At 52.8% G+C, this 17,564-nt stretch carries 15 protein-coding genes and 1 pseudogene; 6 read left to right on the top strand and 10 right to left on the bottom strand.

The annotated features are described in order from the left end of the window. The first annotated feature begins 310 nt into the window (after positions 1 to 310). Complete coding sequence (locus GmarT_RS03680; protein WP_002644281.1) at positions 311 to 544, top strand: BON domain-containing protein; 234 nt, start codon at positions 311 to 313, stop codon at positions 542 to 544. A gap of 113 nt (positions 545 to 657) precedes the next feature. On the opposite strand, the gene plsY is transcribed toward GmarT_RS03680, so the two are convergent. Beyond that, positions 658 to 1,353: a glycerol-3-phosphate 1-O-acyltransferase PlsY gene (plsY, locus tag GmarT_RS03675; protein WP_002644282.1), complete on the bottom strand. Its 696-nt coding sequence runs from the start codon at positions 1,351 to 1,353 to the stop codon at positions 658 to 660. A 309-nt stretch (positions 1,354 to 1,662) separates the two neighbouring features. On the opposite strand from plsY, the pseudogene amrS reads away from it, so the two are divergent. From amrS to GmarT_RS03665, 3 genes and pseudogenes are all read left to right on the top strand, one after another. Then, a pseudogene (gene amrS, locus GmarT_RS30310) lies at positions 1,663 to 2,751 on the top strand (AmmeMemoRadiSam system radical SAM enzyme); the annotation flags it as partial. 69 nt (positions 2,752 to 2,820) lie between these two features. Further along, a complete protein-coding gene (gene amrB / locus GmarT_RS30305) occupies positions 2,821 to 4,818 on the top strand; it encodes an AmmeMemoRadiSam system protein B (protein WP_369010743.1) in 1,998 nt (665 codons plus the stop codon). A gap of 146 nt (positions 4,819 to 4,964) precedes the next feature. Continuing rightward, positions 4,965 to 6,884, top strand: coding sequence for a redoxin domain-containing protein (locus GmarT_RS03665; protein ID WP_157158900.1), 1,920 nt, complete (start codon positions 4,965 to 4,967; stop codon positions 6,882 to 6,884). A 4-nt stretch (positions 6,885 to 6,888) separates the two neighbouring features. Here the strand turns inward: GmarT_RS03665 and GmarT_RS03660 are convergent, their stop codons facing one another. Continuing rightward, positions 6,889 to 7,632 carry a HisA/HisF-related TIM barrel protein gene (locus tag GmarT_RS03660; protein WP_002644285.1) on the bottom strand — a complete coding sequence of 248 codons (744 nt, stop codon included), beginning with the start codon at positions 7,630 to 7,632 and terminating at the stop codon, positions 6,889 to 6,891. A 150-nt stretch (positions 7,633 to 7,782) separates the two neighbouring features. Between GmarT_RS03660 and GmarT_RS03655 the strand changes: the two genes are divergently transcribed. Then, entirely contained in the window at positions 7,783 to 8,259 is a 477-nt protein-coding gene (locus GmarT_RS03655) for a GNAT family N-acetyltransferase (RefSeq protein WP_002644286.1), read from the top strand. 36 nt (positions 8,260 to 8,295) lie between these two features. Further along, complete coding sequence (locus GmarT_RS03650; RefSeq protein WP_002644287.1) at positions 8,296 to 9,216, top strand: carbohydrate kinase family protein; 921 nt, start codon at positions 8,296 to 8,298, stop codon at positions 9,214 to 9,216. Here the strand turns inward: GmarT_RS03650 and GmarT_RS03645 are convergent. From GmarT_RS03645 to GmarT_RS03610, 8 genes are all read right to left on the bottom strand, one after another. Further along, entirely contained in the window at positions 9,185 to 10,057 is an 873-nt protein-coding gene (locus tag GmarT_RS03645; RefSeq protein ID WP_044236474.1) for a fumarylacetoacetate hydrolase family protein, read from the bottom strand. The genes GmarT_RS03650 and GmarT_RS03645 overlap by 32 nt on opposite strands. Positions 10,058 to 10,059: 2 nt before the next feature. Next, positions 10,060 to 11,088, bottom strand: a complete 1,029-nt coding sequence (locus GmarT_RS03640) for an RluA family pseudouridine synthase (RefSeq protein ID WP_002644289.1) — start codon at positions 11,086 to 11,088, stop codon at positions 10,060 to 10,062. Then, positions 11,088 to 12,056, bottom strand: a complete 969-nt coding sequence (locus GmarT_RS03635; protein ID WP_002644290.1) for a tetratricopeptide repeat protein — start codon at positions 12,054 to 12,056, stop codon at positions 11,088 to 11,090. Before GmarT_RS03635 ends, GmarT_RS03640 begins: the two co-directional genes overlap by 1 nt. 265 nt (positions 12,057 to 12,321) lie before the next feature. After that, complete coding sequence (locus GmarT_RS03630; RefSeq protein WP_002644292.1) at positions 12,322 to 12,978, bottom strand: hypothetical protein; 657 nt, start codon at positions 12,976 to 12,978, stop codon at positions 12,322 to 12,324. A 112-nt stretch (positions 12,979 to 13,090) separates the two neighbouring features. Beyond that, a complete protein-coding gene (locus GmarT_RS03625; protein WP_157158901.1) occupies positions 13,091 to 14,149 on the bottom strand; it encodes a DUF1559 family PulG-like putative transporter in 1,059 nt (352 codons plus the stop codon). 118 nt (positions 14,150 to 14,267) lie between these two features. Further along, positions 14,268 to 15,317 (bottom strand): DUF1559 family PulG-like putative transporter, encoded by a 1,050-nt coding sequence (locus GmarT_RS03620; protein WP_002644294.1) that lies wholly within the window; start codon positions 15,315 to 15,317, stop codon positions 14,268 to 14,270. Between the two features lie 61 nt (positions 15,318 to 15,378). Beyond that, positions 15,379 to 15,990, bottom strand: a complete 612-nt coding sequence (locus tag GmarT_RS03615; protein ID WP_157158902.1) for a pyridoxamine 5'-phosphate oxidase family protein — start codon at positions 15,988 to 15,990, stop codon at positions 15,379 to 15,381. Between the two features lie 84 nt (positions 15,991 to 16,074). Beyond that, positions 16,075 to 17,418 (bottom strand): MFS transporter, encoded by a 1,344-nt coding sequence (locus GmarT_RS03610; RefSeq protein ID WP_002644296.1) that lies wholly within the window; start codon positions 17,416 to 17,418, stop codon positions 16,075 to 16,077. Positions 17,419 to 17,564 lie beyond the last annotated feature (146 nt).

Genomic DNA, 17,564 nt, shown 5'->3' with positions numbered 1-17,564 from the left:
GCAAAGAGTTCACTGACTGAGATTTGCCATAACAGAAAATGGAGTTGTGTTCTGCCGGAAGCGGAACGATGTTTATCGCTTGTCGTTCTTGAGTTTCACGAGTCTGCTGCTTTAGAGCCACCCGCCTTGAATGCCACGACTGTCCAGCATCAACTTTCTGGCTGCAACACAAAATGTTGTCTGATGGTAATTTGCCAAGGGCGTACCCAGGGAAACGACCGTAGTTTTGACGAATTGAAACGACGATCCGATTGATTCTGGTATCGCTATCACAAGCCTGAAAACAGGCTCTATTCAAGGAGGATTTTGAATGACAGTAGAAACCTATTCGCAGAAAGCAAAACAGCTTTCCCAGAAAATTGAGCAGACCATCACATTTCGGACTGGCAGCCAGGTGCAGTCGCTTAAAGTTGATATTCTGGGTGAGATCGTGGTTCTTTCCGGGCGGACCGATTCATTTTACCACAAACAGCTGGCTACTCATGCCGCGTTGAGTGAAATCGACCAGTATGCCCTGACCAACAATATTCGTGTAGAACTATAACGGCCTTCCCCTTATTCTGCACGACGCAGAAATCTCTTAAGAGTAGACCACTGCCTGCGATTAAATCATGATGATTTGATCGCTGTGGCAAACTTCCGCAACGCTTTGACCTGTTACGAAGCACTCTCCCCATTGCCGGATTCAGATTCAGCTGTTGCCGATTTCTTACGGCTGCCGAACGAGAATTTCTTCTCTTCTCCCCGCATGATCCGCCCCAGATTGCTCCAGTGACGGATAATGATCAACAGCGGGACTGCAATACTGAAAGCCGCCAGGCTCCACTTCTGTTGTGTGAACGCGGCGGACCCCAGTTGAATGAATTGCGCCACGCCAAACGCAATCGCGGCGACGATTGAACTCAAAGCAACAATCCTTGTCAGCAGAAATGTCAATGCAAAACCGATGACCACCACCAGCGTCGACCACGGGCCCAGTACCAGAATCACACCCAGGCTGGTCGCCACGCCTTTGCCCCCCCGAAAACCCAGCCAGAGGGGAAACATATGCCCCAGGATGGTTGCGACACCACTCAAGACACGGGCATGATCAAACGCGGGAGATTCCGGGCTCACAAACAGAGGCGGAATCAGTAAGACAGGCAGCAGTCCTTTTAGCGCATCCAGCAGAAGTACCAGGACGCCCCATTTGGCCCCCAGTGTCCGAGCCACATTGGTGGCGCCGATATTGCCACTGCCCACTTTACGGATATCCGTACCAGTAAACACTTTTGCTACCAGGAGCCCAAAAGGGACAGAACCGGCCAGATAAGAGCAGGCCGCCACAAAAATCCAGAAATAATCTGCAAACATCGAGTGGACAGTTTCGTATAATAGAAGTAGAGACATGGCAGTTGATCAACGTGCTGTGATAATACCTGACTTGCGCCAGAAAATACAACAACAGGTAGCATTACCTGTTGAGACGACTTTTACGGACGAATCCTGCCGACTTGCGAGAAAGGATGGTTCTCATCAACTCAAAAGTCTAAAAGTTGGAACTTACTATTGGCCCTGTCCTTGTGAATAAATTATTCTGAAGGTCAGGGCCCCCTTCCTTGTTGTCCATTGATACGCTTTTCTTTTTTTATAAGAGCCATGGCAGAGAAAACGCTACCTATCATGACGCCGGCAGTAGATCCGTCTGATCTGGATTCGGGACTTTACCCCGCCCGCTGGTGGCATACAGAAGGTGAAAAAATCATCTGCGACCTCTGTCCGCGCGCCTGCGCGCTGTCAGAAAATGACCGTGGATTCTGTTTTGTTCGCCAGAACATCGGCGGCAAGATGGCATTGACCACGTTTGGTCGCAGTACCGGCTTCTGTGTCGATCCCATCGAGAAAAAGCCATTAAACCATTTTTATCCCGGCTCCAGTGTCCTCTCCTTCGGGACCGCAGGCTGCAACCTGGGTTGCAAGTTCTGTCAGAACTGGGATATCTCCAAATCGAGAGAAATCGAACGCTTAAGCGCCCGGGCACTGCCAGACGAAATTGCCGAAGTCGCTGCGCAACTGGGCTGCCAGAGTGTCGCGTTTACCTACAACGATCCTATCATCTGGTCAGAATACGCGATTGAAACATCCAAAGCCTGTCATGCCCGCGGAGTAAAAACCGTCGCCGTCACAGCCGGCTATATTACCGAACAGGCGCGGGCGGATTTCTTCGAACACATCGACGCTGCGAACGTCGATCTGAAAGCATTTACTGAAGAATTCTATTACCGTATCACGCTCTCGCATTTACAACCGGTCCTCGATACCCTCAAGTGGCTGAAACACGAAACGGACGTCTGGTTCGAAATTACGAATCTGGTCATTCCGCAGGCGAATGATAACGACGGCGAATTTCAACAGATGTGCGACTGGATTCTGAACGAAATCGGCCCCGATGTACCGCTGCATTTCTCGGCCTTCCATCCTGATTTCCGCATGCGGGATCGCGGGGGCACGCCGCCGGAAACACTGGTCCGTGCCCGTGAGATCGCCCTCGCCGCCGGCCTCAAATATGTTTACACTGGAAACGTGAATGATGTCGTCCGACAGAGTACCTGCTGCCCGCAATGTCAGCAGACACTCATCGAACGTAACTGGTATCAGTTAGGGAAATATGCATTACGGGGAAATCGCTGTGGCAATTGTGATACAGAAATCCCAGGCAATTTCAGTGACAAGCCGGGCAACTGGGGTCAGAAAAGACTGCCCGTTGATATCCAGTCCATCTTAAAAAACAGTCCTCTTTCGCGACCAGGCAACACCGAGCCTCAGAAAGGTCCTGCGACGATGCAGCCCAACCAGCTAACGCAAGTCATGGAACTCAGCACCGATCAGGAACAGGCACTCCTGCAGCAGGCAGCGGCTGTCGTTGCAGGTACCGTCACGCACAGCAGGCCTGTGGAGATTCCTCTGGGAGAACTGCAGGACAAAACCGTGAGCGGTGCCTTTGTCAGCCTGAAACGTCAGAGACAGTTACGGTCCTGTTGCGGCAGCTTTGGCCAGCCACTTCCACTGGGACAGGCTTTGCAGCAGGCTGCGGTTCGTGCGGCGAAGGATGATCCCCGCTTCCCCCCGGTTTCCCCCAGTGAACTGGCTCATCTTGATCTTGAAGTCTGGCTGTTGTCCGGACTGGAAACAGTTCCTGAACAGGGCGCAGACCGGATTGATGCAGTGGTCGTCGGACAGCATGGATTGCAGATTCGTGCCGATGGTCGCAGTGGATTACTGCTGCCTGGCGTGCCCCTTGATCACGGCTGGGATGCTGAAGAATTCCTGAACCAGACCTGTATCAAAGCGGGTCTCCCCCCGACTGCCTGGAAAGATTCCGGCACCACCTTATTGCGATTTCAGGGAATCTCCTGCGCTGCCAGTTTCACAGAGCTTGTCGACCTCGCTCCTGAAAAACAGGCGAAAACCATTCTGGGACCGCGCGAATTTGCCCAGTATCTGCAATACATTCAATCAACGGTCGACGCGTTACTCAAAGGCCAGGTGCCCTCCTATTATTGTGATGCGGTCTCCGATACGAATCTGCAGGGAGTCGCGCTGCTGTTATCGCGAACGGGCACAGACGAAGAACTGATTCTTTCCAAGTGGGCTCTGAAGCAGACATTTCCCATGCAGTCCACGGTGTTTTCACTCTGTCAGCAACTGGCACAGATCATTTCCAGACTGAATCTGAAATCGGGCGAATTTCAAATCAAACTGGTGCTGGCATCCGACCCGGCCATGCATGGCACTCTGACTCAAAATGATCTGCTAGACTTTGATTTTCAGCAACGCAGTCTGCTGCTCATTGACGGTCAAAAAAATGCCTGGTGTCATGATCGAGATCAGGACACTCGAAATCTGCTGGAAGCAGCGCAACAGGCCCTGAGTTGCGAACAACCGGAAACGGTTCAGGTTCTCAGCCTGGCGGTGCAGACCACTACCTCCCGTTTTCAGATTGTAAACCGCCCCCGTGCCGAACTCGGAACTGAAATCAGACCAGCGGGAGTCGCGGGGACGTTTTATCCCGCTGACCCCGCCAGAATGACCGCCCAGCTGGGGGAATTATTCCATGATCAAGTAGACGCTCAACCCTGGGCTGCAGCGATGGTGCCCCATGCGGGCTGGAAATACTCGGGCAAAATCGCAGCCCGCGTCCTGAACCGGATTCAGCTCCCGTCCACGATTATCGTCATCGGCCCCAAACACACACGCGAGGGAGTCGACTGGGCGGTCGCACCGCATCAGGCCTGGCAGTTACCCGGTGGCAACCTGAATTCCGATCGCGCGCTGGCACAAAAACTCGCGGAACAGATCCCGGGACTGGAACTGGATGCCGCCGCCCATCGCAGCGAACATGCCATTGAAGTGGAACTTCCGCTGATTCAACGCCTGGCACCGGATGCCAAAGTTATCGGTATTGTCATCGGCAGTGGCAACCTGCCACGCTGCGAAGAGTTTGCCGCGGGACTGGCGCGCGTGATTCAGGAAATGCCCGAACCGCCGCTGTTATTGATTTCCAGCGACATGAATCACTTTGCCACAGACAAGGAAAATCGTCGACTGGACGAACTGGCACTCGAGAAAATGCGGTCGCTGGACCCCGAGGGCCTGCTGGAAACGGTTCGTGAGTACCATATTTCCATGTGTGGCGTCCTGCCAGCAGTCATCGTGATGAAAACGCTGCAGAAAATGGGCAAACTAAACCAGATAGAACAAGTGGGCTATGCCACTTCAGGCGATGTGACCGGGGATTCCTCCCGGGTGGTCGGCTACGCCGGCCTGTTGATCAACTGAAGTACAAACTCCGTCAGTAACTGATGGGTTTACCGGGAATTACAGAAATTGATGGTGACCAAAACACCGGTTTTCTATTAAAATCCCGACTCTGTCGTTTTTCAAACATTAAAGTATGCGTGCCAGCGGAATCGGAGTCCCGTGATATGTCTATTGGTCGAATCTCTTTTTTAACAGTATTCGCAACCCTCATTCTGTTTTCTCATTCTTTACCGGCAGCTGATGCACCGTCGGTTGAACTCGCGTTGACGTTCAAACCGATCCAGTCCGACATCGAAATTGAAATCCCCGACAAAGCCGATTACGGCCGCTGCAAGGTTGAAGTCGAACAGGGCAAAAACAGTTCTGGCTGGATCGTCTATGGACCGAACGGACAGGTGCTCAGACGCTTTGTCGATACGAATGGTGACAACGTGGTCGATCAATGGCGGTATTTCAATCGCGGTCTGGAAGTCTACCGGGATATCGACTCCAACAATAATAATAAAGTAGATGGCTCGCGCTGGATGAATCTTGCCGGAACCCGCTGGGGCATTGACAAGAATGAAGATGGCGAGATTGATGAGTGGAATATGATTTCTGCGGAGGAAGTCACCCGCGTCGCCATGAACGCACTGGCAAAGAATGATACCAAGGCTTTTAAAACACTGATGATCACGGAAGCGGAACTGGCAGACGCCGGAATCCAGAATCCCTTCGCTGACAAAATTCGTGAATCGGTAAACAGCGCTGCGAAAGATATCACCACGATGCTTTCCAAGACCAAAATGATCACACCGGACACCATCTGGGTCCGCTTTGATGGCTCTATGCCGGGCCTGATTCCTGCAGATGACATTAAAACCAAGAAAGATCTGCACGTCTTTGAAAATGTGATGGCGATTGTCGATACCAAGGGAAAAAGTGGTCTGATCCAGTTTGGTGAACTGATTCGCGTAGGAAACGCCTGGCGATTGACACAGGTCCCATTGCCGATTGAAGGAGAATCCATCCAGGTGACCGAAGGCGGAATTCTGATGCAGCCGGTCGCCGGAACAAATACGTTACCGACGAATACCACCGTTGGTCTCTCCAAAGAGATGCAGGCACTGCTGGATGAACTGCAGAAACTGGATCAGAACGGTCCGACTCCGGACCAGGGACCACAGGCGATTGCCCGCTATAATACCGAGCGGGTCGCCATTATCGAAAAGCTGATCGCAGCTGCCAAAAATGAAGATGACCGATCCCAGTGGACCCGACAAATGGTCGACGGGCTGGCAGCCGCCGTACAGACGGTGGGCTACAAGGATGGCCTCAAACAGTTGCAGGCCATTCGCGATCAGGTTCAGAAGAAATCTCAGGATCAGGATCTGATTGCATATGTGACCTACCGCACCTTACTGGCCGATTACAGTACCCAGTTGCAGTCGACCCAAAGTGAGCAACTTCGCGATGTGCAGACCTGGTGGCTGGGACAGCTGGAAGACTTTATCAAGAAATATCCCACCTCGGACGACGCTGCGGAAGCAATGCTGCAGTTGGCAGTCACACAGGAATTCAGCGGTAAAGTAGCCGAATCCAAAAAATGGTACACCAAACTGGTCGAAAGCCATGCTGATTCCGAAGCGGGCACCCGTGGTGCGGGCGCCCTGCGACGTATGAATCTGTCAGGCACGGAACTGGAGCTAACGGGGAACTCATTGGCTGGAGGGAAAATCGATGCCAGGCAGTATCGGGGTAAAGCGCTGCTGGTGATCTTCTGGTCGAGCTGGTGTAAACCCTGTACCGAAGACCTGCCTCAGATTCAGGAGCTGTATAACAAATACCACAGCCAGGGATTTGACGTGCTGGGAATCAACCTCGATGCGACTCCCGAACTGGCAGAAGCCTACATCAAGCAGCACAAGGTTACCTGGGCTCATATCCATGAAGAAGGTGGACTGGAAAGTGCACCCGCACGCGACTTCGGCGTGATCTCGCTGCCGACCATGTTCCTCGTCGACAAGGCAGGCAAAGTGGTCAACCGCAGTGCCACCGTTGCAGACCTTAAGAAATCTCTGCCCGGTCTGCTACAGCAGCAATAGAACGTCAAGAGAGAGAGAGAACAGCGTCTCTCCCCAGTCGGCCATCATGCAGCGCAGACGCCACCAGTACGGCGTCTGCCCCCTGCTCTGCCTGAGTCTGTAGATCATCTATGCTGTGAATGCCGCCTCCGGTAATCAGTCTCAAATCGGGGTGATGGCTGCGCAGTGTGCGACAGAGCGCTTCCGTTCCGGTTCCCTGACCGGTCCCCACATTGGCCAGATCCAGCAGAATCATCTGGTTCACGCCCTGCTGCAGACTCAATTCAGCGATCTCCAGCGGATCATCGATTGCCGCATACGGATTGTCTGAGGAACTGTTACGAACAGGCTTTCCCTGTTTGAGATCCAGACTGAAGACGGTTGAGGCAGCGCCCCAGTTTTGTACCAGCTGCTTCAATTCCTGTGGCGATTCCAATGTTTCCAGCCCCGCGACAATCGTGATGCCTTTCATCTTTGATAAAGGTTGGCTGTCACCAGCAAAGTGCAATCCACAATCGAGAAGAAACGTAAAACCGGCGTCGAGCAGACACTGATACATTTGCAGATTGAGTCGTTGTTGCAGAATCGCATCCAGATCCGCAACATAAAACTCACTGAAACCAAATTCGTCTTGCAAAGCCTGCGCAATATCAAGGGGTTGACTGGAGTGGGTCAGACCACTTTGAATGGGTTGATACGTTTCACGCTGACCGGCGATACCACGCACAATGGTTTGATTCAGGATATCCAGAACCGGAATGATTTTCATGTCAGACTCTCAACAGCGTGATTCGTTAAACAGACCTGGAACCGTGTGACTCCCCTGTAGCCACGACTCTGTTTACAATAACAGTTCTTAAACTAAAAGTGGATCATCGATAGACGCCAATCCCTGTATCCAGACCGAATTGAAACAACCATGCAGATTCTCGAAGCAGACCTGACCAACCCGGAACACGCCAGCGCGCTGGTTTCGCTGTTAAACAATTATGCCTGCAGTCCCGAGGGAGGCAGCGCCGCTTTACCTACAGAGGTGCAACACAATCTGCCAGCCGCCTTACAGGCGCGCCCGGATGCGATTGTGTTATTGGCATTCGTCGACGAAACACCGGTCGGCCTGATGACCTGTATCGAAGGTTTCTCAACCTTTGCCTGTAAGCCTCTGTTGAATATCCACGACGTGTATGTTTCTGCCGACTTTCGCGGACAGGGAATCGCGGGCCAACTGTTTGCACATGCGGAAAGCATTGCGAAATCACGGGGATGCTGTAAACTCACCCTGGAAGTCCTGCAGGGAAATACGCGTGCTCAGGCCGTCTATACCCGCCTGGGATTTTCCGGCTATGAACTGACGCCTGAAATGGGGCATGCCCTGTTCTGGGAAAAGAAACTGTAACCTGCAGCGATTCCGCTTGGATGAAACACGTCTGATATGAATTACGATGTCGTCGGCCTGGGAACTGTCGTGGTAGACCATCTGGTCCTGCTGTCGCATCATCCGGTCCAGGATGCCAAAACCAATATCATCAGTGACGCCTACCAGATCGGCGGCCCGGTGCCGACAGCCCAGGTCATGTTAAGCCGCCTCGGTAAACAGTGCGCGTTTCTCGGCAGTTGGGGTGACGACCAGTACGGGCCACTGATCGCGGAAGAACTGGCTGCGGAAAATCTGGATCTCACAGGCAGCCGTCAATTGCCGGGCACCCGTTCCGGCTATGCGCAGGTCTGGATCGATGAGAGTGCCAGCACGCGTACAATCGCCTGCTATCGCCCTGAACACTGGCTGCAACCCGCTGATCTCGATGAATCAATACTGACACAGGCACATGCCGTTCACCTGGATGGCTGGCCTCAAGCCACTTGCCTGCACGCCGCACAGATTGCACAACAGGCGGGTGCCAAAGTCTGCCTGGATGCCGGCTCGCTGAAACCGGGGATGGAAGAGTTAATTCCTTACCTCAACGTCATGAACTGCCCGCGACGATTTATTACTGAATACCTCGATACCGACGACATTCAGACTGCAGGCGCGGAACTACTGCAACAGGGACCGGACCTGGTGACGATCACTGATGGCGTGAACGGTGCCTGGTTGTTTACGGAATCGAACCGGCTGCATTGCGAAGCGCTGCCCGTCCTTTCACTGGATACTACAGGTGCCGGAGATGTCTTTTCCGGCGCGCTGCTGTATGGCATTCTGGAAGACTGGCCCGTCGAACGGACTTTGAAATTTGCCTGTATCACGGCGGCTCTGAAATGCGAGCGCCTGGGCAACCGCGAGGCGTTACCCACGCTGGCGGAAATTGAAGCAGTGCTGCAGACTAAGAAGCTGCGTCTTTCACGATGGGATTGATGAGCGTTCCGATCCCGGTGATCTCAATCGAGACAATGTCACGGTCTTCCAGTGTGAATTCATCGGGGGGCACAACTCCGGTTCCCGTTAATAACATCACACCACTGGGAAAATCATTTTCTTTCCCCAGCCAGCTGATCAGGTCTTCCAGTCCGCGTGCCATCTCCGCGATGGTCGTATCGCCGCGAAATACTTCTTCCCCCTCCCGTTCAATCGTCAGGATGATCTGGGTCGCTTCCCGATCCAGAGGCTGTTCATGCAGCAGAACACAGGGTCCAAGGCCACAACATTGTCTGTAAAATTTCGCCTGAGGCAGATAGAGCGGGTTTTCCCCTTCAATATCCCGGGCCGACATATCATTGCCGACCGTGTAACCGACCAGTCGCAGATCGGGTGAAACGACCAGAGTCAGTTCGGGTTCCGGCACTGACCACTGGCTGTCAAAACGAACTCTGACAGGCTGATTTGGCCCACAGACCCGGTTGGGAGTCGCTTTGAAAAACAGCTCGGGTCGATCCGCGGTGTAGACTTGATCGTAATGTGAGGCAGCCGCCTCCGATTCTTCCATCCGCGCCACCTGGCTGCGTTTGTATGTCACTCCTGCCGCCCAGACTTCCTGGTGATCGATGGGCGCCAGGAACTCGAGCTGGTTGAAAGGGACGGGAGGCAGTTCGGTATCAATCAGAAATTTTGCCAGCCCGATCGGATCGGGGGCGTAGAGAATATCGGACAGCCGATGACAGTTTTCCACCTGTGACAGATCCAGAAGTTGAACTCCATTCGCCTCGACGATCGCGACGTGTCGTTCTCCGTTTGATAATAAAACTTTAGCGAGTTTCATCTTCATACTTCCTTCTGGTACTGGTCTAACGCGGCAAGTGTGTTTTGCATGTCTTCAGGTAATGGTGCCTCAAATTTCATCGGTTTTCCACTCTGCGGATGGAAAAATTCCAAACAATACGCATGAAGGGCCTGACGCTCGATTAAAACATCGGACTCCAATTCTGCCGCATCTGCTTCTGCCTGAATCCCGAGGCTTTTCATTTTTAAAGACTTGTGCCCGCCATAAACACGATCCGCGACAATCGAATGACCGATATGCTGCATGTGTACCCGCAGCTGATGTGTGCGTCCGGTACGAGGTTTAAGCCGGACATACGTGAAGGCCTGATAACGCTCGATGACTTCGTAGTAGGTAAACGCGTTCCGGGCATTCCCCCCTTCATCGCAGACAATCATTTTCTCCCGTGCCCGGGGGTGCACACACATGAAAGTATCGATGTAATCGGTATCAAACTCCATGCGGCCCCAGACAATGGCCCGGTACTCTTTCTGCACATCCCGTTTTTCAAACTGGGCGCTCAACTTGGCATGCACCTGGTTATCCTTGGCGACAACCATGATCCCACTCGTATTCCGATCGAGCCGATGCACGATGCCCGGACGATACTGGCCGGCAACATCACTCAATTGATCAAAGTGATACTGCAGCGCGCCCGCGAGTGTCCCGGCGTAGTTTCCCTTGCCTGGATGTACGATCATATCCGAAGGCTTATTGATGATGGCAATCCAGTCGTCTTCGTAGACGATATCGATGGGAATATCTTCGGGAGGTAGCCGATTATCGGGTAATTCCGGAAGTCGAACCGAAACACGATCATTGACACGCATCCGACGGGCCGCTTTGACCGGCAGGCCATTGACCAGGACGGCCTCCTGCTTGATCGCAGTCTGAAACAACACGCGCGTGTAATTCGGGTATAGGCGACACAGATAGTGATCAATCCGCCAGCCATGAGCGCGAGCTTCGACCGTAATTTCAATAGGTTCGCTGGAGAGTTCTGGCGGTGGTGACGAAAGTTCGTCAGACATTATGGTTTCTTTTCGGTCGCTGGTTCCGGGCTCGGCTTTTCAGCAGGTGCTTCAGTTTTCTTAGCTGGTTCCTCAGGAGCAGCCGGCTTGTCTGCAGACTTGGGTTCTGCTTTCGCTGGTGCGTCCGTTTTGGGTGTTTCTGTTTTGGGCGCGTCCGATTTTGCATCATCCGTCTGTGGTGAGTTCGTCAAAGGCTCAGGCAGCCCGGGAAGACTTGGGAGACCTGGCAGATCCGGGAGCCCGGGCAGATCTTGTTTGGCATCATTGCCTGCACCACCGGGAGTCATCCCTGGCAGAGGCATATTGAATCCAGGTTGCTGGCGATCACCGGGCTTGGGTGACTGCTCGTGGAACCATTTGTAAAAGTTCTTCGTGCCTTCCTCTTCGAGGGCGGCGACTTTTTCACCATCAACTGGTTTCACACGCTGTTCGGCCAGTTTACGGAAGATGGAATCGGGAAATTCCTGGATCAGTTTTTTGTAAAGTTCAGTGGCATTTTTCAGATCGCCGTCCGACATGGATTCTTCGGTCCGCGCCAGGCCAAACAGAGCCCGTTCCCGAATTTCGGGTCTGGTGGAAGACGAATCGAGCAGTTTCTGGAACTGTTCTTTGGCATCAGTCAAATCACGAGTACCGGCACTGCGATCAGTAAAGGAGTTTCGCACTCCCGACTGCAGGTGACTTTCGGCAGCATGGATCAGCGCCCAGTCGGCGACGTTCGTGCCGGGAAATTCATCATAGACATTTTCGAAATCTTCGGTCGAATTGGCGGCAGCCAATCGGGTCCAGGCTTCTGCTTCCTGCGAGGTCTGGCTGGTTTTCCAGGCAGAATAACCGATCACCAGCACCAGTAAGACCCCGCCGATCACCAGGGCTTTGACGCCATAGGTTTCGAGATATGGTTCTGCCTGATGTACCAGTTTCCCCAGGTCATTGGTTTGCAGTTCGTGTCTATGTTCGCTCTTCATCAGAGTCTCTCGCAGTAAATATGAAATAGTCCGAAACTCATTCTCTCACAACGAGATAAACAAGTCCATCGCGCGAGTATATTGCCCCTGAATTTATGCGTCAAGCTGATCCCCCGACTCTGGCCGGTTTCAGTGTAAAGAAATGCAGATTTTCGTTTCCCGGAGCCATCATTCGGGCCAAATCAGCCCGAAAATGCACCGACCAGACGAATCTCTGACTCCAGGTGTGTGCTCGGGGATGATTCTCACCGCAGTGTGTCCAGATTTACCGTAGTACTTTCTTCAGGCTGAAAGTGAAACAGGGATACAGGAAGAATCCCACCAGCATCACTGAGTAAATGGTAATCAAACGGAGGCCCACCAGTCCCAGATCCGTCACCAGTTCCAGGCACCAGGATCCCATCAGAAACAGCACCACCGATCCCAGCAGGCAATGCACTTTCCACATCTGGTCCGGACGATTGAGATACAGCAGAAGCTTTCGCAGAGCCAGGGCAAAGAGAATGAAACCCACATTCCCGGCCAGTTTCAGGAACAACGCCACAGGCAGGTTGAGCACTTCGGTATTAAAAAAAATGGTGCCAGAAAAAATCACTTTGGCGAAAAAACCGACAGCCGCCCCGATCAGTAACCTGCGGACACCGGCCTGCTCCGGAATCGACAGACAGAAAATCGTTCCGGCGAAGATGATCAGATTTCCCGCGAATGCCATCACCGGCAATACGTTCATGAATATTGTCTGCATCTCTGTACCAAACAGAAAATACAGTACCCCGACCGCCGCGAGAAAGACGAGCACACCGCCATAAATCACCAGTTTGAGCCCCCGCCTGGTCGACTTCAACGAATCCGGCGCATCCCGGAGCCACTCCTCACCTGAGATCGACTCTGATTCTGCTACTGCCGCTGATTCGTGATTCATGCTTCCCGGATCTCAAATTTCGTATGAATAATGCAGATAAATCGAACCATAGTGAAACAACCTGGCAATCAAATCACAAGGCTTAACCGTTGCCTGCCAGCAGGACTCCGTTTTATGGCAACTGTTTCTGCAACGATTCAAGCCGATTGAGAATGACCGTCTTTTGAGCAGGGCTAGCATCTTCTGACAGGGAGCTGGTCTTCAAAGCCTGAGAAATATCCGTTGTCTTGTCGATCCGTAACAGCAACCGGGGCACAGAAAACGTTCTTATTTCATCCATGTCCATCAGTTGCTCCTCTTCTTCCGTAAGCTCTCTGTGATTGCTCCTGAAAAGCTGGATCAGTATCGGTTGCTGATCGCTGATTTCAAGCAGTTTCACAAAATAAGAGCGATCACTGTGCTGATCTGTCTGTAGGGGCATCTGTTTCCAATGAAATATACCTGTTTCAAACTGTTTGCCGGGAACCGCCATTTGTTCCAGTGTCGGAACGGGAGGAGCGCTGGCAAATTGATTCAGTATTTCAGGTGCCGTCTGATCGGAAAAGAATGAGACGCTGCCATCGGCAAACATCAGATGCCCCCCCTTCCACTTTGGGAAGCCAAAACTCCCCGGCCCAGTACACAGTTGCTTTCCCAGAGACCGCCAGTTGAAAGGATAGGCCCATGGCTGATAATTCCCCGCCACTTCCCCTGCCACCCAGGTATGTGCGGTCCCCTTCTCCATCTGGTCGAAAGTGACACTGCTGTTACGATAGAATAGATGCGGGTTTCCCAGGTAATGAGTGAGCCCAAAACCAGTATTCGTGTAATTCGAATTGGCATCCGGATTCAGGTAGGCTGGTCGGACTGTTTCTGTCACATCAAGATTGGCGGGGCTGTCCCAGGCTGTGTGCATATTGATCCTGTTATAATCCGGGCTGGCGTCCATGTAGGGCAGATACATCGTCAACCAGCCCTGCATCGCTGTACCATCTTCACGGATGACTCCGCCGGAAGGCAGACATCGATGCGCATCTTCATAGTTGAGCACCGCCAGACCGATCTGCTTCAGGTTGTTCTTGGAGACCGACTTGCGGGCCGCTTCGCGTGTCTGGTGTACCGCCGGCAATAACAGGCCAATCACCAGGACAATCAACACCAAAACGACGCCAATCGAAATCCAGCGCTGCATGTTAATATCTCCCGCCTCCCGCATGATGATTCGGGGACCATTGAAGTTTTCACACTTCTCTCAATAACCATCATAGTGCCTGAATGAAGGAAGAAACAATCCCCCTGTCGCACTGAGCTTATTTCTGCAACTGTTTCTGCAGTGCCTGCAGTGTTTTGACATTCGCTTCCAGTTGTTCGGAAGTTGCGGCATCTACGAGAGGGGTTGCCTTGAGCGCGGCTGCAATGTCCGTGGTGGAATCGATCTCCAGTAGAAACTGTGGACCTTTCAGATAGCTCTTCGGCTGCTTCTGTTCTTCTTCTGTCAATAAAATCTGGCTGTATACATTGAGCTTGAGTAAAACGTTCGCAGAACCGCTGAGACTTGTAGCAAAATATTCATCCCGCCCCTTTGGATCGGACTGCAGATCGATGCTGTCCCAGTGAAAATCGCCTGTCTGAAACACTTTTTTTAGAACGGCAGTTTCTGCTTTCGTCGCAACGGGGGGTGCCGCATCGTAGCGCTGCAGCATTCGAGATGAAGTGGCGTCCGTGAAGAATTTGATATGCCCGTCCGCAAACAGCAGATGCCCGCCTCCCCATTCGGGGCGTCCATAGCTGGCTGGCCCCTGGCACAGCTTAGTGCCCAGCGGACGCCAGTTGAAGGGGTAACACCAGGGTTGAAAATCACCGGTCACTTCGCCTGCGAGCCAGGTAAATGAAGTGCCGTTTGCCATTTCTTCGAACGTCACGTCACTGTTACGATGCAGCAGATTCGGATTTCCCATGATTTGCGTCAGGGCAAAACCGGAATTGGAATAATGCTGTTCGACGCCGGGTATTAAAACAACGGGTAATCTCTGATCGAACACATACCGGTTCGCGGTACTCTGCCAGGACTCGTTAAAATCCAGCCAGCTGTAATAAGGACTCGCATCGAGAAACGGCATCATCATGGCGATCCAGCCCTGCATCGCTGTGTCGTCCTCGCGGATGGTTCCACCCGGCGGCAGGCAGCGATATGATTCGTGATAATTAAACAGTGCCAGGCCAATCTGCTTGAGATTATTTTTGGCAGTATTGCGGCGTGCTGCCTCTCGAGCCTGGAAGACCGCCGGCATAATTAAGCCGAACGCGAGCAGCAACATACCCAGAACCAGACTGATCGATATCCAGCGTTGCCAGGACATGAGAAATTTTCCTGAAAGAGATATGTTACACTCAAAACAGAACTTCTATTTGAGCAGACTCTCAGGCAAATTTCCAGTGGCCTTCCCATTTGTCGGTCCAGAGAAACTGAGCCGCCAGGTGACCGTTGCGGCGGAGTTGCAGCCAGTCGAGATGATCAATGCGGCAAACGATGACGGCAAAATTTTCGTACCCCAACTGCGCTTCTTCGTCATTGGGCAGACGGTCAAACAGATAGTCGGGCAGATTCGGTTCGGGGGTTTCACTTCTGGTCCCCGGCTCTGCCACCGTGATATAGCCACGTCGATGTTCGGGGCTACTCTTTTCCCAATGGGCGGCCGAGACGTCATCACTCGTATGCACGGTCGCTTCGCCGCGCAGGCGAATCTGCACGCGCGTGAGGGAATCGTAGGCCATCCATTCCATCCAGGGAGTCTGTTCGAGTTCGCTGATTTTATCGGATCGTCGATCGGTATAGCAGATCAGTTCCCGGCGTTCCGGCTGAATCTCCCGTAACACGACCGTGCGAACACGGGGGCGACCTTCAGAAGCGGTGGCCAGCGTTCCCAGTCGCCAGGCATGTGTCTCTGTTTCTATCGCGGCCTGCAGATGCCGCCAGGTCTGAGAGAGGATTGTGTTGACGTTGGCAGGGTTAAACTCAAATTCTCTTGTCATCACGGTCCAGTCTTCAAAACAGTAAGAGTCGCTCTCTTCATTCTTAACCATGCAGGCGAAGGGTCAAGTGAAAGTTTGAAAACTTCAGGGGCGATCGTGAGATAATATCTCATCTTTCGGATGATACAGGATAGCAATCGGCAGGACGACCGCCGCCAGGAACAGAAAGACATTACTCATCGGCCAGTTGAGGTCATTTAACACCATGGTAAAGTTGCCAAAAAACAACGCGGAGAGCACGATACCAATCCAGTTGATTAAATTCATCGCGCCAATCATCCGCCCCTTCAGCGATTTGGGGGGGCGTGTCTGCAGTTCCACCTGCAGTGGCACGACAAACAGTCCGGCAAAGAAACCCAGCAACGTGAGTATGCCCCGCGCGAGCCACTCGGTTGTAGTGAGGGGGATAAATGATGCCCAGAGAGAGACATCGGCTTTCGGCAGAGTTTCGCCTGCTTCGGGAGTGGCCCACCAGCCAAAGCCCGCCATCGCCGCCAGGCAGGCTACCAGTCCCCAGGCACCGATCGTCACCAGCTTGAAGTTCACCCGCTTCCGCGACGCGCGGCCCGCCACAATACAGCCGAGTGAAATTCCCACGCCCATGCAGGCCGCCATCAGACTGGTGCGACTTTCGCTGATGTGGAGTTGACCGATGCCAAAAATGTTCACCAACGGCTGAACGATGCCTCCGACGAACCAGAAGACTGAGGAAATCAGCAGCACCGATAACAGCCGGCGATCGTTTCGCAGCAGCCCGCGGGTTTCGGTATCGATGCCCAGAGCCGAGCTGCTGAAAGGCAAGCCGGGATGGGCCACGGGGGTTCGACGAACCCAGAACGAGGCGATGGTGCCGATGACCGCGATGCCGATACAGAAATAACTGGTCTTCCAGAGTTGATCGGGATAGGCCTGTTTAACGAAACCCGCCGACGCCATTCCAAAAATAATGGCGATGAAGGTCGTCATCTGAATGATGCCGTTGGCCTGAGGCAGATCATCATCGCGGAGCATTTCAGGGAGAATACCATATTTCGCGGGGCCAAAAATCGCGCTCTGTGTGCTGAGTAATCCCAGTACAATCAGCAGCGGCAATAATTGACCCGTGAAAAAAGCGGCCATTGCCAGCAGCGCAATGATGATTTCGGCAACCTTGCAGGCAATAACAATCGTTCGCTTGGTATGCCGGTCCGCATACCAGCCCCCCAGTCCGGAGAAAAACACAAACGGCAGTGCAAACACAGCGAGCGCGGTCCCCTGCTGATCATCGGTATTCAACTGGAGCGCCTGCTGCGCACAAAACAGCAACACCAGTTGCTTGTACAGATTGTCGTTGAAGGCACCCCAGAATTGAGTGACTGTCATGCCCCAGAATGAAGAATCCTGATACAGGGGAGGTAGCTCTTCTGTCTTCAATTCCGTTTCAGACACCACTTACAATCCTTGCAGAGGGGCAATAAAGCTGGAGAAGCTCCCGGGGAAGTCGCTCGCTGATTTGTAAAACATGACACAGGTGAAATCGAGCTAAACCATAGTGGTTGATGGGAATTCTGACAATGTTGATTGATTCAAACTGC

This window comes from Gimesia maris, from assembly GCF_008298035.1.
In the GTDB taxonomy this organism is placed as follows: Bacteria; Planctomycetota; Planctomycetia; order Planctomycetales; family Planctomycetaceae; genus Gimesia; species Gimesia maris.
This window is presented reverse-complemented; position numbering and strand designations above follow the sequence as displayed.